Source organism: Halomonas sp. SIMBA_159 (assembly GCF_046536035.1).
In the GTDB taxonomy this organism is placed as follows: Bacteria; Pseudomonadota; Gammaproteobacteria; order Pseudomonadales; family Halomonadaceae; genus Vreelandella; species Vreelandella venusta_A.
The window spans coordinates 71,759-94,760 of the sequence record NZ_JAWJBT010000004.1 but is presented as its reverse complement, the minus strand read 5'-3'; the positions used below and the strand labels follow the sequence as shown (position 1 = coordinate 94,760).

The window sequence follows — 23,002 nt, the reverse complement described above, 5'->3', positions numbered from 1 at the left end:
AATTAAAATGAATGAAAACCCTGGCAACGCCCTGAAGATATTCAGGGCGTTTTGCTATGAGCTGTTGGGTTATCCTTTTGTATTGCCAAGACCGACCTTAGACGTCTTCCTTTCGCTTGCTAACTGCCTACAATGGGCAGTGTGCCGATGGCCTTTAAAAGCTAGGCACCTTATAAGAACCGATAAAAAAGGATCGATAATAATGACGCTGACACGCTCTATGGCTCGTTTTACCGCTGGCTTAGCTGGCGCTGCACTGCTCTCGGCTGCTTTTTCCGCGCAAGCGCGCGAACTCTCGGTCTCTACCGTGCTTTCAGAAGCCTTTCCTTGGGGGCAGGCCGCTGAAAAGTGGGCAGAGCTGGTGGAGGAGCGCAGCGGTGGTGAACTCACTCTGCGGGTCTACCCCAACTCTCAGCTGGTGTCGGGTGACCAAACCCGCGAGTTTTCTGCCATGCGCTCTGGCCTGATTGATGCCGCTGTAGGCTCGACGATTAACTGGTCACCCCAAGTGCCGGAACTGAATCTGTTCTCTTTACCGTTTTTTATTCCTGATGAGGCCGCCGTCGATGCCGTGACCGGCGGTGATGCCGGTACCCTGGTGTTCGAGGCGATTGAATCCCGTGGCGTTATTCCGTTGGCCTGGGGTGAAAACGGCTTTCGTCAGGTATCCAACTCCCGTGGCCCGATCAGCCAGCCGGATGATCTGGATGGCCTGAAGATCCGCGTGGTGGGCTCGCCGCTGTTCCAGGATACGTTCTCCGCCTTAGGCGCTGACCCTACGCAGATGAGCTGGACCGATGCTCAGCCCGCCCTCACCACAGGCGCGGTCGATGGCCAAGAGAACCCGCTTTCCGTATTTGATGTGGCGCGTATTGACCAGGTGGGCCAAGAGCATCTGACGCTCTGGAACTACATGAATGACCCGCTGATTTTTGCCGTTAACCAGCAGGTGTGGCAGTCGTTGAGTGAAGAGCAGCAGGCGATGCTGCGTGAGACAGCCGAAGAAGCGGGCGCGTGGGAAATTGCCATGACCCGTGAACAGGAGAGCGAGCGTTTAGCTGCGATTCAAGAGCGTGGCGTCACGGTGACCGAGCTAACCGATGAGCAGTACCAGGCGTTTGTGGATGCCACTCAGTCAGTGTATGAAAAGTGGGCCCCGCGCATTGGTGAAGAGGTAGTGAACGCCGCCCAAGCCGCTATCGACGCACGTTAATTCTTCGAGTGTTTTGACTGCCGCCTAACCAGGGCGGCAGTTCTTTGCTGTGAGGCTGCCATGAAAGGCTTTCCTGATGCACGCCCAGAGCGCTGGCTAGGTGCGCTGGCGCTGATTGTGATTTCATTGATTAGTCTGGGTAATGTGATTACTCGCTACCTTACAGGCGGCTCATTTTCGTTCACGGAAGAGTTTTCCGTCTTTCTATTGGTCGTGCTGACCTTTGCCGGTGCGTCGGTGGCATTACGCCGCGACCGGCATATCCGCATTGGCTTTTTAGAGCGTGCTTTGCCTGAGCGGTGGCGGGGCGCGCTGATTCTTTTTCAAGCCCTGTGTGGCCTGATCGTCCTGGGTTTAATTACCTGGTATGGCGGCAAGTTGACGTGGCAGGAGTATCAGTGGGAGTCGCTGTCGCCCGGGTTAGGCCTGCCCCAGTGGTGGTACTTGGTGTGGCTGCCTATTTTGTCTGCCGCCATGCTATGGCGCTTGGTGCAGCAAACCCGCGACCGTTTGAAAGGAGAGCTAATCAGTGACGCCTGATATTTGGATGATTCTAGCCTTTGCCGGGCTGTTAATTGCTGGCGTGCCGGTGGCGTTTTCCTTGGCGCTTTCTGGGGCGGTGGGCATCGTGCTTGGGCTCTCGCCGGATATGCTGGCCACCCTGGGTACCAATACCTACAACAGCATCGCCAAGTACCCCTTAATTGCGATTCCACTGTTTATTCTCACTGGGCTGATTTTTGAGCGAGCAGGCGTGGCGCTGCGTTTGGTGCGTTTTGCCCAGGCGCTCATTGGGCCCCGTCACGGTGGGTTGGCGCTGGTTGCGGTATTGGTGTGCATGATTATGGGCGGCATGAGCGGCTCGGGCCCCGCTGACGCCGCTGCCGTGGCCATGGTGATGCTGCCTAGCATGACGAAAGCAGGCTACCCCAAGCCGTTTTCGGCCACGCTCATTGCGGCTTCGGCCTCCACGGCTATCTTAATTCCGCCTTCGGTGGCGCTGATTCTCTACTCGATTGTGGTGCCGGGCGTTGATCTGCGTGCCCTGTTTGCTGCGGGGTTATTCCCCGGTATTTTGGCGGGCCTTGCACTGCTGGTACCGGCGATGCTGGTCGCCAAGCGTTACGGTTGGGAAGGCACACCGGTAGACGGAGCCGAAAAGCTGACGGTACGCGGAACCTTCCGCGAGGCGCTGCCTGCTTTGTTTGCGCCAGTGCTGATTTTAGGTGGGCTGCGCTCAGGCCTGTTTACGCCCACAGAGGCCGCCGTGGTGGCCGTCGCCTACGGGGCGTTGGTGGGGCTTCTGCTCACCAAAGAGCTTTCGTTTCGTGACCTCTGGGAGCTTCTGGGCGAGGCGGCGATTATTTCAGGCGTGGTGATGCTGATTATTGCCCTGGCGGGGATTTTTGCCTGGGCAGGCACCATGCTGGGCACGTTCCGTCATCTAGCCGAGTGGATTATTAGCCTGACCGATAACGGCGTGCTGCTGCTGATCCTGGTCATGCTTGCGGTACTGGTGGCCGGTATGCTGCTTGATGCCATCTCTATTTATCTGATCATGATGCCGATTCTGATTCCGGTGATGCAGCACTTCGAGTGGAACCCTGTTTGGTTCGGCATTTTACTGGCGATGAATATCGCCATTGGTCAATTTACGCCTCCCGTGGCAGTGAATTTAATGGTCACCACGGAAGTGGCAAAGATACGCTTAGAGCATACGATTGGCTGGGCGCTGTTATTTGTGGTCGCGATGGGGTGTGCCTTGGCGCTGGTGGCTATTTTCCCCAGTATTGCGCTTTGGCTGCCAACGGTGCTGGGTTACAACGTCTAGCGGTAAGGCTAATCAATTAGGGATGCCCTATGCCGATACTGCATGTAGGAGGAATGAGGTTTAACGTTTACTAAACGTTACAGGCCGCTAAACTAATACAAGGTCATGACACCGTGATGGGGCCTGAAATAGAGGGCAACCGTTTAAGAAAGGCATTCCCACAGGCGTACTCAGCGAGTTGAGAAATCTAAGGTGAGTGGATCGCACTATTGCACTGCAGCAAGAGCAAAAATGCATCGCGCTTCGCCAATTAGCTTTTTTTTCGCTAAAGTAGGAACAGTCGGCACTAAATGCCGAGGTTGATAACAGACTGTCTTGACAACGTTTTGGAACCGAAACACCTGAAGGGAACCGTTCTGCAGGTGGTTGCAAAGCGCATAACGCTCACAACATCAAGATAAAGAGGTGTGTTCATGAAACGCCATGTATTTTCTACCGCGGCCTTCTCTGGCGCGTTAATTGCTGCGGCAACGTTCGCCTCCCCGGCGGTTGCCCAGGAGCGCTACATCACTATCGGTACCGGCGGCCAAACCGGTGTTTACTATGTGGTTGGCCAGTCGGTCTGCCGTATGGTTAACCGTGGTAGCGATGAGCACAACATTCGCTGTAACGCTCCGTCTACCGGTGGCTCTGTTGCTAACGTCAACGGCATGAAGAGCGGCGAGCTGGACATGGGCGTTGTACAGTCCGACGTTCAGTACCGTGCTTACCACGGTGAAGCCAACTTCGAAGAAGAGGGCGCTTGGGAAGATATGCGCGCTGTCTTCACCATGCACGGCGAGCCGCTGACTGTCGTTGCTCGTGCAGATTCCGGCATTGAGAACATCAGTGACTTCCCGGGCAAGCGCGTTAACATCGGTAACCCCGGTTCTGGCCAGCGCAACACCATGGATGTGGTCATGGATGCGTTCGGTTGGGACGAAGACACCTTCGCCCTAGCTTCTCAGCTAGATGCGGCTGAGCAGGCAGCTGCCCTGTCTGACAACAACATCGATGCGATGGTTTACGTGGTAGGCCACCCGAACGGCTCTATCCAAGAAGCGACCACCACCATTGATGCGCGTCTGGTGTCTGTGACAGGCGAAGAGATCGACGGTCTGATCGAAGAGTACCCCTACTACACCCGTTCTGTGATTCCGGGCGGCCTGTACCGTGGTAACGACGAAGACGTTGAAACCTTCGGTGTAGCGGCAACCTTCGTTTCCTCTACGGCTGTTGATGAAGATATCGTTTACGAAACTGTGAAAGCGGTCTTCGAAAACTTTGATCGTTTCAAGCGTCTGCACCCAGCGTTTGAGAACCTCAACGAAGAAGACATGATCTCTGACGGCTTAACGGCTCCGCTGCACGATGGCGCAGCACGTTACTACCGTGAGCGTGGCTGGATCGAATAAGTCGTAAAAGAGTGACGCTATTGACGGAAGGTGAGTAGCGTCGCTTTGAGTTGCAAAGCGCGGGCACCTTGGGTGTCCGCGCTTCTTGTTGAAAGCGCTGATTGTCAGCGCTGACCATTAGGCAGGGCAAGCGTATGCGTGATGACAAACACCCTTCGGCAGCCGCTGAGAACGACCTGGAAGATATGGTTGCTTCCAGTGATACAGGGGCACGGAAACCCCTAGGTGCACCCGGTAAGCTGCTTGTGAGTATTGCAGCCGCCTGGTCGCTGTTTCAGCTATGGATTGCATCGCCACTCCCTTATATTGTTGGCTTTGGCGTGTTTAGCGCCACAGAAGCGCGCTCGATTCACTTAGCGTTTGCGCTCTTTTTAGCCTTTATGGCGTACCCCGCCTTTAAGCGCTCGCCCCGAGATCGCGTGCCGTTAGCCGATTGGGCACTGGCAGCGGTAGCGGCATTTTGCGGTGCCTACCTGTTTATTTTCTATGCTGATTTGGCCCAGCGGCCTGGTTTACCGATTACCCAGGATATCGTGGTGGGCATCGTTGGTATTTTGATGTTGCTTGAGGCAACTCGCCGCGCATTAGGGCCACCCCTGATGATCGTGGCGGCGATTTTTATCGCCTACTCACTGTTTGGCCCTTACATGCCGGGTATTTTGGCTCACCGTGGCGTTAGCCTTGGCGGGTTGATTAACCATCAGTGGCTAGGCACTCAAGGGGTGTTTGGTATTGCCTTGGGGGTTTCCACCAGTTTTGTTTTCCTATTTGTACTGTTTGGTGCGCTGCTGGATAAAGCGGGTGCCGGTAACTACTTCATTAAAGTGGCGTTCTCGATGCTTGGCCACTTTAAAGGCGGCCCGGCAAAAGCGGCTGTCGTAGCTTCTGGTATGACTGGTTTGATCTCGGGGTCGTCGATTGCTAATACCGTTACCACCGGTACCTTTACGATTCCGATGATGAAACGGGTAGGCTTTAGCTCAGAAAAAGCAGGCGCCATTGAGGTTGCATCGTCTGTTAACGGACAAATTATGCCGCCTGTGATGGGCGCAGCCGCGTTCTTGATGGTGGAGTACGTAGGCATTCCTTATGTCGACGTGATCAAGCACGCCTTCTTACCGGCTCTCATCTCCTATATCGCCCTAATCTACATTGTTCACCTGGAAGCGCTGAAGGCCAATATGAAGGGTCTACCTTCTAGCAATCCGGCACGTCCGCTGTTGAACAAAGTGATTGGTTTTATGACGGGCTTATTGCTGCTCATGGGACTCTCTATCGCCGTCTACTATGGTCTTGGCTGGCTGAAGCCGGTACTTGGCGAGGCGACACCATGGGTTGTTTCTGTGGGCCTGGCAGTGGTGTATATCGGTCTTTTGAAAGTCGGTGCTAACTACCCAGAGCTGGAGTTGGATGACCCCAACTCTGAAGTCGTTAAGCTGCCGCAAACGCGCCCCACGGTGATGGTAGGTCTGCACTATATTCTGCCGGTTGTCGTACTGGTGTGGTGTTTGATGGTCGAGCGTCTTTCTCCTGGACTCTCAGCGTTCTGGGCCACCATGTTTATGATTTTTATCATGGTGACACAGCGTCCGATCATTGCGATTTTCCGTGGTCGCAGCCAAATGGCCGCCGATATCAAAGAAGGATTTAAAGATTTGTGGGATGGCCTAGTGACTGGCGCCCGTAACATGATCGGCATCGGCATTGCGACTGCCACGGCGGGTATCGTGGTGGGTGCGGTATCTCAAACGGGTGTAGGCTTGGTGCTGGCGGATGTCGTTGAGATCCTCTCTGGCGGCAACCTGATGATGATTCTGCTGCTGACGGCGTTGCTGAGCCTCATCTTGGGGATGGGTCTACCCACCACTGCCAACTATATTGTGGTATCGGCGCTGATGGCTCCGGTCATTGTGCTGCTGGGCCAGCAAAATGGCCTGATCGTTCCGCTGATTGCCGTGCACTTGTTCGTGTTTTATTTCGGCATCATGGCGGATGTAACGCCACCGGTGGGCTTAGCATCCTTTGCCGCGGCAGCCGTATCAGGCGGTGACCCGCTGCGCACCGGCTTCCAGGCGTTTTACTACAGCTTACGTACCGCTGCGCTGCCGTTCCTGTTCATCTTCAATACAGATCTGCTGTTGATCGATGTCACGGTGATGCAAGGCATTGTGGTGTTTATCGTGGCCACCATTGCCATGCTGATCTTTGCGGCCGGTACCCAAGGCTACATGCTGACCCGCAGCCGCTGGTACGAGTCGCTGTTACTGCTGCTGGTGGCATTCACGCTGTTTCGTCCGGGCTTTTGGATGGACAAAATCCACGACCCCTACGAGTCAGTGCCGCCTGCCCAGTTCGCAGAGGCGTTAGGCCGGGTTGATGATGGCAGCAATCTGCGCGTACAAATTGCCGGTGAAGATGATTTTGGCTCGCCTATGACAACGTATATGCTGGTCCCGGTGCCACGTGGTGAAACTGGCGAGGAGCGCATGGCGAACCTGGGTATGGAGCTTTACGAAGACGGTGACCAAACGCTGGTCGACTTTGTTGAGTTTGGCAGCCAGGCCGCGGAGTTGGGCTTCGATTTCGACCAAGAGATTCTTGAAGTGCTGGCCCCGGTGGACCGCTGGACCAAAGAGTGGATGTGGTTACCTGCGTTGGGCATCTTTGGGCTTGTCGTGTTGATGCAGCGCCGTCGGCGTCGTCATGAGCAGTCCAACGAAGTGGCTGCGGCCTAAGGAGGTTGCTATGTACCATAAAGTGCTACTCCCCGTGGATTTGAACGAAGAAGCCTCATGGAAGAAAGCGCTGCCCACGGCGGTGACGCTGTGCCAAACCTTTGGCGCATCGTTGCATGTGGTCACGGTACTGCCGGAATTTAAAATGCCGATGGTAGGCGCTTATTTTCCGAAAAACTTTTCTGAAAAAGCCCATGCGGCGATGAAAGAGGCGCAGCATAAGTTTATTCAGGAGCAGGTGCCCGAAGGGATTAAAACCCAAAGCGTGATTGTCGATGGTTCGCCGTGGGAAGCCATTATCAAGGTTGGCAAGAAAATAGATGCCGACCTGATTGTGATGGCGTCTCACACCAAGCGAAAATTCGTTGATTACGTGCTGGGCCCTAACGCAGAGCACGTCGTTCATCACGCCAAAGTCTCAGTGATGATCGTGCGCTAAGCGCCACCCGTGTGATAAAAGCCTCAGGCCTATGGTCTGGGGCTTTTTTATGCTTAGTACTCAATGGGATTCAATATTCATGGTTGCTAACGCATCGAATTAATTGACGTTAAGCGCGCTGATGAAGGATTTTTTGTATCGGGTCCTTCGAAAGGCACTCATTCCTCAGTGGCTCAGCTACATTAATAGAACATTAAGCCATTAACGTTGGATTAATGGTCATCAACACACATGGTAGCTATTTACCTTGGTGCTTGGGTCAGTGACAGCAATTTGGGGTAAATCATAGGAGTTACGCCATGAATGCAGTAACAACAAAAACACACGACCACTCAGACGGTGCGCCCAACGTTAAAATCATTATCAATAAAGTGGGTATGGACCGGCCCAGAGCTTGGCTGGCCGCAGGGATGGAGGACTTCCGCCGGGCGTCATCGATAAGCCTTTCCTACGGCATGTTTTGGGTGGGGCTAAGTATTGCTATTACATTAGGGACTTACACACTGGGCTACTGGTATTGGCTACTGCCTATGATTTCAGGCTTCATGTTCGTAGGGCCTCTAGTGGCCGTGGGGTCTTATGGGATTAGCCGAGCACTTGAGCATGGCCGTGTCCCCAATTTAGGCGATGCCTTTGGTAGCTGGCGCCCCCATGCCGGGCAGTTAGCCATGATGGGCGTGATGATGATGATTTTCTTCCTCGCCTGGATTCGTTTGGCAACGCTACTGTTCGCGCTATTTTTTGGCTTTGAAGTACCCAGCCCTGCAACCCTCTACACCACCATGGTAACCACACCGGAAGGCTTAGGAATGCTGGCGGTGGGTACGGTCGCTGGCGGTGTATTGGCGTTTGGCGCCTTTGCGATCAGCGTGGTGGCTATTCCTACCTTAATGGATCAAGACCTGACCTTTATGGAAGGCATCGAGGCTAGCGTGCGCTGCGTGGCACGCAATTTCCGCCCTATGCTGCTGTGGGCGACGATTTTAACGGGCTGTGTGTTAGTCGGTGTCATGACCTTCTATATTGGTTTAGCCCTGATTTTACCGGTCCTGGGCCACGCCAGTTGGCACGCCTATGAAGAACTCGTCCGGTTTGAGCCCATCGAAAAACTGAAAACGTAACGGCGAACACTACGCTTGTGTTACTCACTGCTTACCAAAAAAATTGATATTAGCCTGACCTATGAATTGAGATGGCGTACCCTTACGCCATCTCTTTTTTTGATTGCTTTGCGCGTTCGTTGCCAGAAACTGCCTCGTCGCCTAGGGCTCTACGATATAAGGAAACAGCAGTGAAAGCGTTGTTATTGGGGTGGACTATGCTGGCGTTCAGCATTCCCCATACGGGGCTAGCTAAGGCGTCCGATATGCTGGCGGCGCCGAGTGGGCCAGTCATACTGAAGATCGATGGCGATATCACGGCAACGAACGTGGGCGATGACGTTCACTTTGACCGTGCGATGCTCAGTGAGCTTCCACAGCATGATTTCACCACGGGCACACCATGGACAGAAGGAGCCAGCCACTATCGCGGCCCGTTGATACGTACTTTGCTAGAGCATGTAGGCGCGGAAGGTGATGCTATTAATGTGGCGGCGCTGAACGGTTATGAAGCGGAAATCCCCGTCGCCGATTTCTACGATTACGACGTTATTCTAGCCTTGGAACGGGATGGTCAAGCGATCCCTATTCGGGAGTACGGGCCGCTTTGGGTACTGTACCCCTTTGATCATGATGAAGCGCTACTCAGCGAGCGCATGCGCTTTAGAGCGGTGTGGCAGGTAATGCATATTAATGTCCGTTAGTGATTCCATCACACGGGCGCCACGCCTGCTTCGCTACCCGCGCCGCCTTAAGTTGGTGGCGATTATTACGGTACTGCTCTTTGCGGCTGCGCTAGTCGTAGCCGCATTATCTGCATGGCGTCAGGACAATCTGACGCAAAGCTTGCGAGAAGACACCGCCTGGGTAGTCTATAAACTCGACCGCGACGCCGTACAGCTACTCAACCACCTCTTAGCGGATACCCGCGGGCCGCTTTCGCCTGCTGCGCAGGATGAACTTAACCTGCGTTTTGAACTGCTCTACAGCCGGATCACCCTGTTAAGAGAAGGGGAGGTTAGCTCGCTTTTGCAGAGCATTAGTGCCGCGAGGGAGCTGCTGGATCAAATTCAGCAGCAACTCGATATCTTAGACCCCATGTTTGAACCCCACGAGGTGCTGGCGCCGCTGCCAGTGACAGCGTTAGAAACAGAGCTGCAAGCGCTCACACGGTTAACAGAACGGTTTGTGATCGCCATCAATGGCTATCTGGCCGAATCAGCAACGGAAGAGCGGGCGCTCTTAAGCACGCTCTATAAACTCTTAATTTCACTACTGATTGGCATGAGCTTTGCCGTGCTAACGGTGATTATCTTTCTGGTCCGTGAAATGCGCGAAAGCGCTGCGGCGCGCCGAGAGCAAGAGCAGTTGGGTAAGCAGCTTCAGATCACGGCCAAGCAGGCCCAGGCAGCCAACCATGCTAAGTCTGACTTTCTAGCCATGGTGAGCCATGAAATCCGCACGCCGCTCAATGGAGTGATTGGCATGAGCGAGCTGCTGCGCGAGCCGGCTAGCCCTGCCCAAGTTGAGGATTACGCCCACACTATTCATGACAGCGCGAACCAGCTGCTGGCGATGATTAATGAAATTCTCGATTTTTCTAAAATTGAGGCAGGCCACTTAACGCTAGACACCGCGCCAACCGCCATTACGCCATTGGTGGAGGGCGTGATGGCTCTCTTTGAGCCTAGAGCAAAAGAGAAAGACCTTGCGCTTTCGCTATACGTTGATGCGTTAGTACCCGCATGGGTCATGATGGATGCAGGGCGGTTGCGTCAAATCTTGCTGAATCTGATTGCTAACGCGATTAAGTTTACCGACCATGGCAGCGTCTCTATTCGGGTGTCCTCTACAGTGGAGCACCTCTCGTTTGAGGTTAGCGACACTGGCTGTGGCCTAGACACTGAGCAGCAGGAGACGCTTTTCGAGCCGTTCCAACAAGCAGATGAGAGCGTTGCGCGCCGCTATGGCGGCACAGGGCTAGGGCTTGCGATTTGCAAACGGTTAAGCGAGGCCATGCAGGGGCGATTAGGCGTTATCAGCCAGCCTGGCCAGGGCAGTACGTTCTGGTGTGAGCTACCGCTTATAGAAGCTAACCCTGTGAACACGCCGCTACCTGCCGAACCCACTCAAGATTTTAGCGGTACCTCACTGCTGCTAGTGGAGGACAACGCGGTAAATCGTAAAGTCGCGGTTGGACTACTATCACGGCTGGGCTGTGAGGTGGTCTGCGCTGAAAATGGCCGCGATGCGCTTGCAATAGCGGATAGTCAGCAAGTCCACCTTATCTTTATGGATATTCAGCTGCCTGATATGGATGGTGTGGCGGTGACCCAGCAACTGCGCGCTAGAGGAGATTGGTGCAGTAGCGTGCCGATTGTGGCCATGACCGCAGGTGGGGCTGAAGATGATCGGCGGCGCTGCCTGGCAGCAGGAATGAATGACTACATCACCAAGCCGCTGTCGTTACTAGCGTTAAGCAACGTATTAGCACTTCAACTAGCGCCTGCACCGATGCCTGGCATGTCTTCGTCTGCAGAAACCGCATACGAACCGAGCGATATTCCGTTGCTCAATGAAGCAACGCTTGCGACTTTAATCGGTTCGCTAGGGGCGGATAACGTTAATCAGTTGATGGGGCTTTATCACCAGCAAGCAAGAGATTACATGGCCCAACTGGAGGGCTATGTTACCGCTGATGCTCATCTTAAAGGCGGTGTGTGGCCTCAGGTAAAGCGTTTGGCCCACCAATTACGAGGCGAATCGCTAAGTATCGGAGCCGACCAATTAGGCGCTCAGGCAAAACGCTTAGAAGCACTGGCCGGGGAGAATCATCCTTCCTACGACCAACTGAATGATGAGTTTGACACGCTTCGCCACTGCGCGGGACGTACCCACGCTGATTTGGAGCAATGGCGCCGTGATCACCAGCTTCTCTAACAGCGGCATGATGGCAGCCGCCAGCCGAGACCCTGACCCGCAGCAGGCCGCCAATGAGCTGGCTGGCATACTGGATCATGAGAACGTGGGCTTTGTGCTGTTTTTCTGCAGCGCTGAGTATCCGTTGGCCGAACTGGCTCAAGCGCTCAGCCGTGCTTTTGGTGAACTGCCCATTAGCGGCTGTACCACCGCGGGGGAGCTAACGCCTAATGGCTACGACCGGGGTTCAATTGTCGCTATTGGCTTTGATCGGCGATTTTTCGCCGTAGAAACGGCGCTGATAGATGACTTAGAGCACTTTGACCTGCCTACCGCACAGCCGTTGGTGGATACGCTGTTAGAGCGTTGCCGTCGTCAGGCCGTTGCCCCGGTGAACGAGCACAGTTTTGCGCTGACGTTACTGGATGGATTATCCAGCCGCGAAGAGCAGGTGCTGGCAACGCTGGATGCCGCGCTTGGGCGGATTCCCAGCTTTGGCGGCTCAGCAGGGGATGACAACCACTTAACCCATACCCATGTGTACGCTAACGGGCGTTTTCATACCCGGGCAGCGGTAGTGGTGATGCTTAATACTCGGCTGCCGTTTGAAGTGTTCTCGACCCATCACCTTGAGCCACTCACGCATAAGCTCGTGGTGACAGCGGCTGACCGTGAGCGCCGTCGGGTACTTGAGCTTAACGGTGTTCCCGCAGCTGAGCTTTATGCCGCGCTGGTGTGCTGCCCGGTCTCCGCGCTTGAACCTGCCATCTTTGCCCAGCACCCGCTCGCGGTACATTTAGGTGGGCAGCACTATATACGCTCAATTCAGCGCGTGAATGATGACGGCAGCCTGAGCTTCTACTGTGCGGTGGAAAACGGCATTGTGCTGACTGCGATGCGGCCCACGCCGCTACTTGAGGATTTAGCACACATGCTGCAGCGGGTCACCGCACGCCTGGGCGAGCCAGCTGCCATCATTGGCTGTGACTGCTTTTTACGTCGGATGGCCTTGGAGTCATTGGACCAGCTTGATCAAGCCTCGAGGCTGCTTAGCCAAGCCCGCGTGGTGGGGTTCAATACCTACGGCGAGCAGCACCACGGCATGCATGTGAACCAGACGTTTACGGGGGTGGCCTTTGGCGCTGTTCCAGCTCCCTGATGCCCAGCAGTGCCCTGATGAGATGGCGGCCCTGCGCGAGGAGAATCGCCGCTTACGTAAAGTATGCGAGGCGTTAATGGAGCGGGTGGAGTCAGGGGGCAGCCCCAACAGTGCTCCCTATGCGGCTTTTGAACGCTCGGTGCTGCTGGCTGAACAGGTGCGGGAGCGCACCGATGCGTTGCATCGCACGCTGGATGAACTCAGCCAAGTGAATACACGCCTGCTGGCGGCAAATGCGGAAGCGCAGGCCGCGAACGTCTCGAAAACCAAGTTTTTGGCTGCCGTCAGCCATGACCTACTGCAACCCCTAAACGCCGCGCGGCTGTTTGCCAGCGCGCTAGAGACGCATGCGCTGCCTGAATCTTCCCAGATGCTGGTCGGCCATATCGGTCGTTCGCTTAAGGATGTAGAGGGCTTGCTGGGCACGCTAGTAGATATATCGCGATTAGATGCCGGGGTGCTGCATGCCGATAAAGCGCCGTTTTCCGTAAGCACGCTGCTGGATGCGCTGGCGGAAGAGTATCGGCAAGTGGCCGCTGTGCGAGGGCTGTCGCTGCACTACGTTCCCTCCAGTGCATGGGTAGACTCCGACCTGGCGCTGCTCGCGAGGGTGGTGCGCAACTTTCTCAGTAACGCGGTGCGCTATACCGAGCATGGTCACTTACTGTTAGGCTGCCGACGCCGCGCGAGCGGACTCGAAATTATGGTAGGCGATACCGGTCCGGGTATTCCCGAGCCCCAGCGCAAAGCAATTTTTCTAGAGTTTCGCCGTGCCAGCCAGCCCCAGGGCAATCATAGTCGGGGCCTTGGGCTGGGCCTGGCCATCGTCGACCGCATTAGCACCATGCTCGACCACCCTGTAACGCTGGCATCCCGGCTAGGAAGTGGCTCGTTGTTCTCGATTTTAGTGCCCTACGCAGCGCCAAGTGCCAGCACTGAAAGGGCTTCTAACTCGCTGCCTTTGGCGCACTGGGACGATGATCCATTGCACGGCTGCGTGGTGTGGGTAGTGGATGATGACCCCGCGATTATTGAAGGGATGCAGGCGCTGCTGGGCAGTTGGGGATGTCGAGTGCGGGCAGCGGCAACGGTAAGCGCGCTGGAAGCTGCCAGCGACGGGGAGCGCCCGGCCGTACTGCTGGTGGATTACCATTTAGGAGAGCATCGAGAAAACGGCATTGATTTAGCCGCCCGGTTGCGTCGCCGCTACCCCGGTTTAGCCACGGTGGTGATTACCGCTAACCATGAAGCGGCGGTGAAACGTGCCACGCGGCAGGCGGGCATGCACTGCCTGTTAAAGCCACTCAAACCGCTGCGCTTAAAAATGTTGCTAGGCACGCTGCTAGATAGCCGCTAGCCCTTTGCCAGTGCCGTACGTTTAGCGAGAAAACCGCTTAAATCTTCTTCCCCTGCGATCACAATGGCATGTACTCGGCTGCTAGCCCCTAGCTTGCGCAAAATGGCCGATACGTGTGTTTTTACCGTGGTTTCAGCAATCGCTAACTCGCGGGCTATCTGCTTGTTCGACATCCCCTGGCTCATACAGCTCAATACATCCAGCTGCTTGTCGGTGAGCCGCGGCAGTCGGGTTGGTTTGCTGTCGGCGCTCTCTGCCGTAGTAGAGGGCATGCCGCGAGGGGGCGGGCGGCGCATAATATCGGCAGGCAAGTAGAGCTGGCCCTGAAGAATTTGATGCAGCGCGCTGAGAAGCTGCTCCCTTGGCGTCGATTTCGGAATATAGCCGACGGCCCCCAGAGTAATCGCATCCAGCACCAGCTGGCGCTCTTGATGGGCCGACACGATGGCAACGGGCAGCCAGGGGAATGTCTCCCGCAGGGTTTTCAGCCCCTCTAACCCATCGGCATCCGGCAGGCTTAAATCTAACAGCAGCAGGTCTAACCCTTCCAAGGCTTCAATACGTGCCATGGCACCTTCTAGGCTGTCGGTTTCCAGCAGTTGGGCGTCGGTGAATCCGCCGCTGATCACCGCGTGCAGCGCATCGCGGAACAGCGGATGATCATCTGCGACTAACAGCGAATACATGGCGTCTCCTTCCAAGGGATGAGGGTGCGTCCTGCCATCGGGCTATATCGAGAATGGCGCGAGTGACCAACACTGAGTAGGCACCTTTTAATAATCATAATACTCAGGAGCAGTACCATGATCTACGCCAACCCAGGTGAAGCGGGCTCTGTTGTTTCGTTTGAGAAACGCTATGGCAACTATATTGGCGGAGAGTTTGTTCCCCCAGTGAAGGGCCAATACTTCGACAACATTAGCCCAGTTAATGGCAAAGTGTTCTGTGAAATTCCCCGCTCTAGCGCTGAAGATATCGAAAAAGCGCTGGACGCCGCCCACAAAGCCGCACCGGCATGGGGTAAAACCTCGGTTCAAGAGCGCAGTAACATCCTGCTCAAAATCGCCGATCGCCTTGAGCAAAACCTCGAAATGCTGGCCGTGGCTGAAACGTGGGACAACGGCAAAGCGGTGCGTGAAACCATCAATGCGGACATTCCGCTGGCCGTCGACCACTTCCGCTACTTTGCTGGCTGCCTGCGCTCCCAAGAGGGCACTGCCGCTGATATTGATGCCAACACGGTGTCGTACCACTTCCACGAGCCGCTGGGCGTGGTAGGTCAAATTATTCCGTGGAACTTCCCCATTCTGATGGCGGCATGGAAACTAGGCCCGGCGCTGGCGGCGGGTAACTGCGTGGTGCTCAAGCCTGCCGAACAAACCCCTGCGTCTATTTTGAAAGTGATGGAAGTGATCGGCGACCTGCTGCCCCCTGGCGTGCTGAATATCGTCAACGGTTTTGGCGCAGAAGCAGGTCAGGCGCTGGCTACCAGTAAACGCATCGCTAAGATCGCCTTTACCGGCTCGACGCCGGTGGGCTCGCATATTTTGAAGTGCGCAGCAGAGAATATTATTCCCTCCACGGTGGAGCTCGGCGGTAAATCCCCCAACATCTACTTTGCCGATATTATGAACGCCGAGCCGACGTTTATTGATAAAGCGGTAGAGGGGCTGGTGCTGGCCTTCTTTAACCAGGGCGAAGTGTGCACCTGCCCGTCGCGGGCATTGATTCAAGAAAGCATGTACGACGAGTTCATGGCGAAGGTGATTGAGCGCACCAAAACCATCAAGCGCGGCAACCCGCTGGATACCGATGTACAGGTGGGCGCGCAGGCGTCTCAAGAGCAGTTCGATAAGATTATGTCGTACATGGACATCGCCCGGGATGAGGGTGCGGAATTCCTCACTGGCGGCAACAAAGAAACCTTGGATGAAAGCATCAACAGCGGTTACTACATTCAGCCCACGCTGCTGAAAGGTAATAACCAGATGCGCGTGTTCCAAGAGGAAATCTTTGGCCCGGTGGTGGCGGTGACCACCTTCGAAGATGAGGAAGAAGCGCTGGCGATTGCCAACGACACCGAGTTTGGCTTGGGCGCAGGCGTGTGGAGCCGGGATATTAACGTGGCTTTTCGTATGGGCCGTGGCATTCAAGCAGGTCGCGTCTGGACCAACTGCTATCACCAGTACCCTGCCCATGCAGCCTTCGGTGGTTACAAGAAATCCGGTGTGGGCCGTGAAACCCACAAGATGGCGCTTGAACACTACCAGCAAACCAAAAACCTGCTGGTCAGCTACGATATCAACCCGCTAGGTTTCTTCTAAGCGTTAACGATTAGTCATCGCTCTCACCGCATCCCGGCGATAAGCACATCGCCGGGATGTTTTTTTATGGCGTGGTACCTTTAGCATGCGTGACCCAACCAGCGGCGCGCCATGCGCTCGGCGTGGGCGAGGTTGCTTACCACGGCCAATTTACCGACTTCACGATGAATGCCCGCACGCTTTATTTTCAGCGCCATCCGGGGTGGCAGCCCGACAAATATGACGCCCACCCCTTGCTCGCCCAGTTCACGGCGCAGCGTATCCAGTGCCACCATGGCGGTGGTATCCAGGCTTGGTACATCGCGCATATCCAGAACCACAATCCTCACGTTGTGATCGATCACCCGCAAGGTGGCAATGGCTTTCTCTGCGGCTCCGAAAAACAGCGGGCCGGTGATTTTATAAAGCGCGACTTCCGGCGGGAAGTGCTCGCCTGAAGAAGGCGCGGCTAAGCGTTGGGTGTTGGTCAACTGGGCCATACGACGAATAAACAGCGCCGCGGCTAGGCCAATACCCACGGCCACCGCGATGACCATGTCAAAAATGACCGTCAGCGCGAAGCAGATCACCAGTACCCACACATCGCTGGCCGGGGCACTTCTTAACGTATGCATAAAGTGGCGGGCTTCACTCATATTCCAGGCAATGACAAACAGCAGTGCAGCCAGGGCCGCCATCGGCACAAACCCTAGCAGGCCTGCCAGCGCAACCACGGCGAGCAATACCACTAGCGAATGCACCACAGCAGCCACCGGTGAAAAAGCGCCGCTTTTAATATTGGTGGCGGTGCGGGCCATGGCGGCTGTCGCGGTGATACCGCCAAAAAAGGGCACCACTAAGTTGCCAAGCCCCTGGCCGATCAACTCTGCGTTCGGGTCATGGCGGGTACGGGTTAAACCGTCCGCCACCACGGCACACAGCAGCGATTCAATGGCGGCGAGTAGCGCAATCGCTAAGGCGGGGCCTAGTAGTGATTGAATGAGGGCAAAGTTGATCTCAAGCGGCGTGCCATCTGCCCCCGGAAAATGCCAGGGCGCGGTAAAGCTAGGCGCGAACGGGGGAATACCGGTGCCGCTTTCACCCTCGAATTCCCAGCGAAAGCGCGAGGCGATGGTATCTACCTCAATGCCGCCCCACAGCAATAGCGTGGCGGCCAGCGTGCCCACGGCTAAGCCGACCAGCGGTGCGGGAACCGGCGTTTTTAAGCGTGGCCACGTTAACAGCGCTGCCAAAGTGACAAGTCCTACACTGATTTCTGCTACCGACAGGGTCGGCAGCGCTTGGCCAATTAACATGAGATTATGTAGGGTGCTGTCGCCGAGCGCGACGCCGCTTAAACCGAGAAAGTCAGGCAGTTGCAGCAGCGCAATCACCACGCCGATGCCTGCGGTGAAGCCAAGAATCACCGGGTAGGGAACGTACTGAATCAGGCTGCCCAGCCGGGAAAGCCCGAGCGCCACCAAAATAGCGCCTGCCATTAACGTGGCGATGAGCAGCCCGCCCAAGCCATGCTGGGCGACAATAGGAAAGAGAATAACCACGAAAGCCGCGGTAGGACCGGAGATGTTAAACCTTGACCCGCCGGTTAGCGCAATCACCGCGCCCGCGACAATCGCGGTGTACAGCCCGTGTTGTGGCGGCACGCCTGTGGCAATCGCTAACGCCATGGAGAGTGGCACGGCGACCACGCCGATGGTGAGGCCCGCCATCACATCGCGCTTTAATGTGCTCAGCGTATAGCCTTCACGCCACGCTTTTAGTAGCGCACTGCCGGGCATCGGGAAAACGTATCCCGAAGGACGATGGTCGCGAGACATGGCGCAGCCCTCCTTAGCCATAAAGAAAACGAGCTATAACGCTACGCTTGAGTCTGGTTTCTCACAACAAGGCGTTAGTCTTGACGTGGTGTCATAAAAAATCCCGGCACGCAGGCCGGGATTGTTCTTCTAGCGGAAAAGCTAATGCCACTACATTTGGGCATCTTCCGGCGGTTCGCCGATAGTGCCAGGCATCGCCTGTACATGGCCCATTTGCTGGCCCGCCAGGGTGAGGAAGTGCAGGTGGCGTTCGTACTCTGCCACAAGGTCACCAATCACCTGACCCCGGGTGTAGCCGTTGAGATCTTTATCCTGGCCGCCCTCGGCAAGGTACACATCCAAACGCACGTAGAAATCGTCGTCCGCGGGAATGAAGTTTGGTGTACGCATGCGATGCGGGCACACCTGATAGACAAAGCTGGTGGCGTCGCCAAAGTCGACCTGCAACATCAGGTTGGGCAGGGATTCACCCTCAACCTGCTCTTCAGTGACGTTAGCGGTTTGGCCACGGCTCTCAAGCTCTTGGGCAAACTGTGTCATCGCTGGGCGAATCGAGTGCTCAATGGTCGCGGCGGCACCTGCACGATTAGAGGTGTCCAGCGCGCGATCTAAACGCTCACGCCAGTCGCCGCCGGGGGCACCGCCTGCAATCATGCGGCGAGCATCGGCTTTGCTGCCTTCCAGTTTCAGCGCTTTATAGGTGCCCACCATAATGGCGAAGATGACCACCGAGAAGGGCAACGCCGTAATCACGACTGCGCTTTGTAGCGCGTTTAAGCCACCCGCCATCAGCAAGGCCACGGTAATCAGGCCAATCACCGCCGACCAGAAGATACGCAGCTTCACCGGCGCATCGTGGTTCACGTCGCTTAAAATCGAGGTGAAGTTGGCCAGTACCAGCGCGCCAGAGTCCGCTGAGGTAATGAAGAACACGATACCCAGAACGGTCACGACGGCGGCGGTAATGCCCACATAGGGGTAGTACTCAAGCAGCGTATACAGCGTGGTTTGCGGCGAGTTAAGTGCCTGCTCGCCCAGTTCGACAACGCCTTGGTTAGCGACCAGCTCAATGCCGCTATTACCGAAAATCGACATCCACACCATCATGAACGACAGCGGAATAAACAGCGCACCGGCCACAAACTGACGAATAGTACGGCCGCGTGAAATACGTGCCAGGAACAGTCCCACAAAGGGCGTCCAAGCGATCCACCAGCCCCAGAAGAAGATGGTCCACCACATCTTCCACTCTTGGGCACCTTCATCGGCAAAGGCGTAGGTGTCGAAACTTGCCGCTACAAAGCCAGAAAGGTAGTCACCTGCGTTATTGACGACTTTATCCAGCAGTACCAGGGTATCGCCAGAGAACAGCACAAACAGCATCAGCGCCAGCGCCAACAGCATGTTGAACTCAGACAGGCGACGGATGCCTTTCTCAACGCCCGTGACCACGGAGATGGTGGCCAATATCACAACCAGGCCGATCAAGATGATTTGCACGGTCAGCGTTTCTGGCACGTCGAACATGTAGTTCAGGCCATAGTTAAGCTGAATTACCCCAATACCGAGACTCGTGGCGATACCGAACACGGTAGAAATGACCGCAGTAATATCGACGGCGTTACCAATCGGGCCATGAATACGCTTACCCAGTAGCGGGTAGAGCGCACTGCGAATGGCCAGCGGCAAGCGGTGGCGGTAGCTGAAATAAGCCAGCGCCATACCCATCAGCACGTACAGGCCCCAACCGGAAAGGCCCCAGTGCAGATAGGTTTGCACGACGGCGTTGCGCATGGCCTCTTGGCTTTCAGGCGTTAAGTCGGGCGGTGCCAAGTAGTGGGCAACCGGCTCGGCTACGCTGAAAAACAACAGGTCAATACCAATGCCTGCAGCAAACAGCATGGCTGACCATGACAGCAACGAAAACTCAGGGCGCGAGTGGTCGGGCCCTAAACGTATGCTGCCAAAACGCGACATACCAATCACCACCACGAACACGAGGTAGGCCACGATCGCTAGCATGTAGTACCAGCCAAACGTTTTGCTCACCCAGGCAAGGCCTGCATCAAAAAAGGCGCCTGCTTGTTCGGTGAACAGCATCGTCACGATAAGAAACACGAGAATACCCGCAACGCTGCCGTGGAAAACCACGGGGTTCAGGCGGTCTCGTGAGGGGAGGGTAGGGTTGTCTTTCGCCATGGAGGCGGACTCCTGTTGTTAAGACAAAGATAAGTGACACGTTATTTTTGAATGAACGTTCAAATAAAATACGCGGTTTACGTGTTCACTTCAAGTTGTACGCCTAAAGTGGTGGGGTAAGGTTAGCGGGGAGTCATGTGCATGTTGAGTAGTATAGAAACAAACACGCCCAGCTAGGCTGGGCGCTTGGGGCTAGTTTGACGCTAAATAAACGCTTATTCGGTAGCCGTTTCTTCGGCATCCATTTCCTGGGCTGAGTCACCGTGATGGCCGCGCTTTCCTTGCTCTCCATGGCCATGCTCTTGGCGGTACTCAGCGTGCATCTCGTGCATGGCATCACGCAGTGCCTGCTGTTCTTCTTCCGATAAAATCTCAGCAACGCGGGCCTGATGCTCTTCACGCAGGGTAAGCACGGCTTCGCGGTGCTCAGCGTGTGCTTCGTTAAGCGCTGTTTGCTGCTCTTCGCTCAGTTCTGCGCGTTGATATACTTCCTGGCGACGCTCTTCCATGCGTTCCATCATAGCTTCACGGTCCATGCCACGCTCTTCGTGGTGGTCCGCCTGGGCGGTAAACGCCAACGGTGTAAGGGCAACGGCGAGCAGGGCAGGGGCAAATAGCTGACGTAGTGACATCTTCATGGCATACCTCGTTTCTAATGAATACATGGTAATTTGACGATGTCAGTATTAACGGGCTTGGTGTAAATCGTTTGCACAAAGTGTGCAACAACCGTGACCTTCTCAATAGCAGCAAGGCGCGGCATAGGTCATCGGTGAGGGGACGCCATTACCTATCGCGAATATCGCGAAAGCATCGCCAATAGTGCCGCCAACAGGAGTAAGAGATGCCAGAACTCAGAAGGATACGCCAACTCGTCAGCCTTAGCGCGCTGGTATTGCTGCTGAGCGGGTGTGGTGCCACCCATCAGGTGAGTCAGGGGGCTCCCGCCATTGAGCAAAGCGCGTTAAAAGAACCTCAGCCGTTTACTCGCCTTGATGCCCAGCCCTATACGCCGGACGATTGGCCCGAGGCGTTGAACGCTTACGTGCTGCTGCCTGAGTTGCACAGCGAAGCGCTGCGCCCGGCCGCTCTGGTGGTGCACGGCGGCGGCTGGCGCAATCGCGGCCCTGAGGATATGGAAGGCATTGCCGAGCAGTTGGCGTCGCAGGGGTATGTGACGGTCAATATTGAGCACCGCTTTGCACCTGACTATCGCTTCCCCGCGCAGTTGCATGATTTGCAGCAGGCGATGGCCTGGATACATGAGAATGCTGGCGAGTGGCAGGTCGATACTGATCGCATTGTTGGCGTGGGCTTTTCATCCGGCGCCCACCTAGTCAGCCTGCTGGCGCTTGCTGGCAGTGAAGGCCCGCTGGCAGAGCCCTATGGGGGCGAGCATGCCCGCTTGGCAGCGGTGGTCGCAGGCGGACTGCCCAGCGACCTGCTGAAATTTAACGATGGTCGCCTAGTGATTGATTTTATTGGCGGTACCCGAGCCGAGCAGCCTGACGCTTACGCACTGGCGTCCCCGGCACGGCAAATCACCGCGAACGCTCCGCCGTTTTTCCTGTTTCATGGCAGTTGGGATCAACTCGTGCCCGTTGATCACGCCACCGACTTTTATGCCGCGCTACAAGCCCAAGGCATTCCCAGCGAGCTTTATTTACAGCGCGGCCGGGGCCACTTTGCCAGCTTCTTGTTGAAAGGCAGCGCCATTGAAGCGGGCATCGCGTTTCTTAATCAGCAGGTACAGCCTGAATAATGGTTCACCCTTCCGGCTGATATTTGTAACCCACCCCGTAAACCGAGCGAATAATTTCCTGCTCGGGCAGAGCTTCAGTGATCTTTTTGCGCAGCTTTTTGATGTGGCTGTCGACCGTGCGTTCAGACACGATACGGTTATCACGGTACATATGATCCATCAGCTGTTCGCGGCTGAAAATGCGCCCTGGTGACTGCATCATCACGCGCAGCAGTTGAAACTCGACCGCCGTTAAGCCCAGATCCTGGCCGTCGGCCAGTGCCTGCCAGCCCTCTTCATCCAGCGTGACGGGGGCTTTTTTAGCGGTGCTGGGGACGTCTACCTGGGCGGCGGCATGGCTGCGGCGTAGCACGGCCTTCACGCGTGCCACCACTTCACGGGGGCTGAAGGGTTTGCAGATGTAATCATCCGCACCCAGCTCAAGCCCCAGCAGCCGGTCCACCTCTTCTACCTTGGCGGTGACCATAATGATGGGTAGCTTGAGCCACTGTTGGCGGATTTCCCGGCACAGCGTCAGGCCATCTTTGCCCGGTAGCATGACATCCAGCAGCACCAGTTCAGGCGAGTGCTGAGTGAGCCAGGGGATCACCTCATTGCCGTGGCTGATAATGCTGGGCGCAAAATGGTTGCTTTGTAAGTAATCGGCCATGAGCCGAGCGATTTTGGGCTCATCCTCAACGATCAGCAGGGAAGCGTCCTGGGGTAAACCATCTTGAGGTAATGCGTCGGGATGTGAATCACTCTGAGACATAG

General features: G+C 55.8%; 18 protein-coding genes. 13 read left to right on the top strand and 5 right to left on the bottom strand.

Annotated elements, in window-relative coordinates; all coding sequences use genetic code 11:
- Window positions 1-202 precede the first annotated feature (202 nt).
- The 11 genes from R0J87_RS03755 to R0J87_RS03705 all read left to right on the top strand — a co-directional run bounded on the left by R0J87_RS03755 (window position 203) and on the right by R0J87_RS03705 (window position 14,147).
- Window positions 203-1,213 carry a DctP family TRAP transporter solute-binding subunit gene (locus R0J87_RS03755; protein ID WP_188639063.1) on the top strand — a complete coding sequence of 337 codons (1,011 nt, stop codon included), beginning with the start codon at window positions 203-205 and terminating at the stop codon, window positions 1,211-1,213.
- A gap of 60 nt (window positions 1,214-1,273) precedes the next feature.
- Entirely contained in the window at window positions 1,274-1,753 is a 480-nt protein-coding gene (locus R0J87_RS03750) for a TRAP transporter small permease (protein WP_498884457.1), read from the top strand.
- A complete protein-coding gene (locus tag R0J87_RS03745; protein ID WP_188639065.1) occupies window positions 1,743-3,044 on the top strand; it encodes a TRAP transporter large permease in 1,302 nt (433 codons plus the stop codon). The genes R0J87_RS03750 and R0J87_RS03745 overlap by 11 nt, the downstream gene beginning before the upstream one ends.
- A 413-nt stretch (window positions 3,045-3,457) precedes the next feature.
- Window positions 3,458-4,438, top strand: a complete 981-nt coding sequence (locus R0J87_RS03740) for a TAXI family TRAP transporter solute-binding subunit (RefSeq protein ID WP_404343279.1) — start codon at window positions 3,458-3,460, stop codon at window positions 4,436-4,438.
- A 134-nt stretch (window positions 4,439-4,572) separates the two neighbouring features.
- Entirely contained in the window at window positions 4,573-7,173 is a 2,601-nt protein-coding gene (locus tag R0J87_RS03735; protein ID WP_498884455.1) for a TRAP transporter permease, read from the top strand.
- A gap of 10 nt (window positions 7,174-7,183) precedes the next feature.
- Entirely contained in the window at window positions 7,184-7,612 is a 429-nt protein-coding gene (locus R0J87_RS03730) for a universal stress protein (protein WP_404343275.1), read from the top strand.
- Window positions 7,613-7,911: 299 nt separating this feature from the next.
- A complete protein-coding gene (locus tag R0J87_RS03725) occupies window positions 7,912-8,733 on the top strand; it encodes a DUF2189 domain-containing protein (protein ID WP_404343273.1) in 822 nt (273 codons plus the stop codon).
- A gap of 197 nt (window positions 8,734-8,930) precedes the next feature.
- On the top strand, window positions 8,931-9,416 hold the full coding sequence (locus R0J87_RS03720; RefSeq protein ID WP_498884561.1) for a putative pterin-binding protein: 486 nt from the start codon (window positions 8,931-8,933) through the stop codon (window positions 9,414-9,416).
- Window positions 9,406-11,652, top strand: coding sequence for a hybrid sensor histidine kinase/response regulator (locus R0J87_RS03715; protein ID WP_498884454.1), 2,247 nt, complete (start codon window positions 9,406-9,408; stop codon window positions 11,650-11,652). Before R0J87_RS03720 ends, R0J87_RS03715 begins: the two co-directional genes overlap by 11 nt.
- Window positions 11,653-11,659: 7 nt before the next feature.
- Window positions 11,660-12,790, top strand: coding sequence for a nitric oxide-sensing protein NosP (gene nosP, locus R0J87_RS03710; RefSeq protein ID WP_498884560.1), 1,131 nt, complete (start codon window positions 11,660-11,662; stop codon window positions 12,788-12,790).
- Window positions 12,768-14,147, top strand: a complete 1,380-nt coding sequence (locus R0J87_RS03705; RefSeq protein WP_498884453.1) for an ATP-binding response regulator — start codon at window positions 12,768-12,770, stop codon at window positions 14,145-14,147. Before nosP ends, R0J87_RS03705 begins: the two co-directional genes overlap by 23 nt.
- On the opposite strand, the gene R0J87_RS03700 is transcribed toward R0J87_RS03705, so the two are convergent.
- Window positions 14,144-14,833 (bottom strand): response regulator, encoded by a 690-nt coding sequence (locus tag R0J87_RS03700; RefSeq protein WP_498884452.1) that lies wholly within the window; start codon window positions 14,831-14,833, stop codon window positions 14,144-14,146. The two genes, R0J87_RS03705 and R0J87_RS03700, sit on opposite strands and share 4 nt — an antisense overlap.
- Window positions 14,834-14,950: 117 nt before the next feature.
- Here R0J87_RS03700 and exaC point away from each other — a divergent pair, with 117 nt between their 5' ends.
- Window positions 14,951-16,471, top strand: a complete 1,521-nt coding sequence (gene exaC / locus R0J87_RS03695) for an acetaldehyde dehydrogenase ExaC (RefSeq protein WP_498884450.1) — start codon at window positions 14,951-14,953, stop codon at window positions 16,469-16,471.
- 80 nt (window positions 16,472-16,551) lie between these two features.
- Here exaC and dauA read toward each other — a convergent pair whose 3' ends face one another.
- The 3 genes from dauA to R0J87_RS03680 form a co-directional block, all read right to left on the bottom strand.
- Window positions 16,552-18,288: a C4-dicarboxylic acid transporter DauA gene (gene dauA, locus R0J87_RS03690; protein WP_498884449.1), complete on the bottom strand. Its 1,737-nt coding sequence runs from the start codon at window positions 18,286-18,288 to the stop codon at window positions 16,552-16,554.
- 150 nt (window positions 18,289-18,438) lie between these two features.
- Window positions 18,439-20,487 (bottom strand): choline BCCT transporter BetT, encoded by a 2,049-nt coding sequence (gene betT, locus R0J87_RS03685; RefSeq protein WP_404343261.1) that lies wholly within the window; start codon window positions 20,485-20,487, stop codon window positions 18,439-18,441.
- Between the two features lie 215 nt (window positions 20,488-20,702).
- The gene (locus R0J87_RS03680) at window positions 20,703-21,125 is read right to left on the bottom strand and encodes a hypothetical protein (RefSeq protein WP_498884447.1); all 423 of its coding nucleotides are present in this window, start codon (window positions 21,123-21,125) and stop codon (window positions 20,703-20,705) included.
- Window positions 21,126-21,331: 206 nt separating this feature from the next.
- Here R0J87_RS03680 and R0J87_RS03675 point away from each other — a divergent pair, with 206 nt between their 5' ends.
- A complete protein-coding gene (locus R0J87_RS03675; protein ID WP_498884445.1) occupies window positions 21,332-22,249 on the top strand; it encodes an alpha/beta hydrolase fold domain-containing protein in 918 nt (305 codons plus the stop codon).
- Between the two features lie 4 nt (window positions 22,250-22,253).
- Here R0J87_RS03675 and R0J87_RS03670 read toward each other — a convergent pair whose 3' ends face one another.
- Window positions 22,254-23,000 (bottom strand): response regulator, encoded by a 747-nt coding sequence (locus tag R0J87_RS03670; protein ID WP_498884444.1) that lies wholly within the window; start codon window positions 22,998-23,000, stop codon window positions 22,254-22,256.
- Between the last annotated feature and the right edge of the window lie 2 nt (window positions 23,001-23,002).

What these genes read in the sequence shown, in the direction of transcription:
- betT (WP_404343261.1), bottom strand. Translation starts at nt 20,487, where the DNA reads ATGGCGAAAGACAACCCTACCCTCCCCTCACGAGACCGCCTGAACCCC.
- R0J87_RS03735 (WP_498884455.1), top strand. Translation starts at nt 4,573, where the DNA reads ATGCGTGATGACAAACACCCTTCGGCAGCCGCTGAGAACGACCTGGAA.
- R0J87_RS03725 (WP_404343273.1), top strand. Translation starts at nt 7,912, where the DNA reads ATGAATGCAGTAACAACAAAAACACACGACCACTCAGACGGTGCGCCC.
- R0J87_RS03670 (WP_498884444.1), bottom strand. Translation starts at nt 23,000, where the DNA reads ATGTCTCAGAGTGATTCACATCCCGACGCATTACCTCAAGATGGTTTA.
- R0J87_RS03740 (WP_404343279.1), top strand. Translation starts at nt 3,458, where the DNA reads ATGAAACGCCATGTATTTTCTACCGCGGCCTTCTCTGGCGCGTTAATT.
- dauA (WP_498884449.1), bottom strand. Translation starts at nt 18,288, where the DNA reads ATGTCTCGCGACCATCGTCCTTCGGGATACGTTTTCCCGATGCCCGGC.
- R0J87_RS03680 (WP_498884447.1), bottom strand. Translation starts at nt 21,125, where the DNA reads ATGAAGATGTCACTACGTCAGCTATTTGCCCCTGCCCTGCTCGCCGTT.
- R0J87_RS03720 (WP_498884561.1), top strand. Translation starts at nt 8,931, where the DNA reads ATGCTGGCGTTCAGCATTCCCCATACGGGGCTAGCTAAGGCGTCCGAT.
- R0J87_RS03715 (WP_498884454.1), top strand. Translation starts at nt 9,406, where the DNA reads ATGTCCGTTAGTGATTCCATCACACGGGCGCCACGCCTGCTTCGCTAC.
- R0J87_RS03730 (WP_404343275.1), top strand. Translation starts at nt 7,184, where the DNA reads ATGTACCATAAAGTGCTACTCCCCGTGGATTTGAACGAAGAAGCCTCA.
- exaC (WP_498884450.1), top strand. Translation starts at nt 14,951, where the DNA reads ATGATCTACGCCAACCCAGGTGAAGCGGGCTCTGTTGTTTCGTTTGAG.
- R0J87_RS03700 (WP_498884452.1), bottom strand. Translation starts at nt 14,833, where the DNA reads ATGTATTCGCTGTTAGTCGCAGATGATCATCCGCTGTTCCGCGATGCG.
- R0J87_RS03750 (WP_498884457.1), top strand. Translation starts at nt 1,274, where the DNA reads ATGAAAGGCTTTCCTGATGCACGCCCAGAGCGCTGGCTAGGTGCGCTG.
- nosP (WP_498884560.1), top strand. Translation starts at nt 11,660, where the DNA reads ATGATGGCAGCCGCCAGCCGAGACCCTGACCCGCAGCAGGCCGCCAAT.
- R0J87_RS03755 (WP_188639063.1), top strand. Translation starts at nt 203, where the DNA reads ATGACGCTGACACGCTCTATGGCTCGTTTTACCGCTGGCTTAGCTGGC.
- R0J87_RS03675 (WP_498884445.1), top strand. Translation starts at nt 21,332, where the DNA reads ATGCCAGAACTCAGAAGGATACGCCAACTCGTCAGCCTTAGCGCGCTG.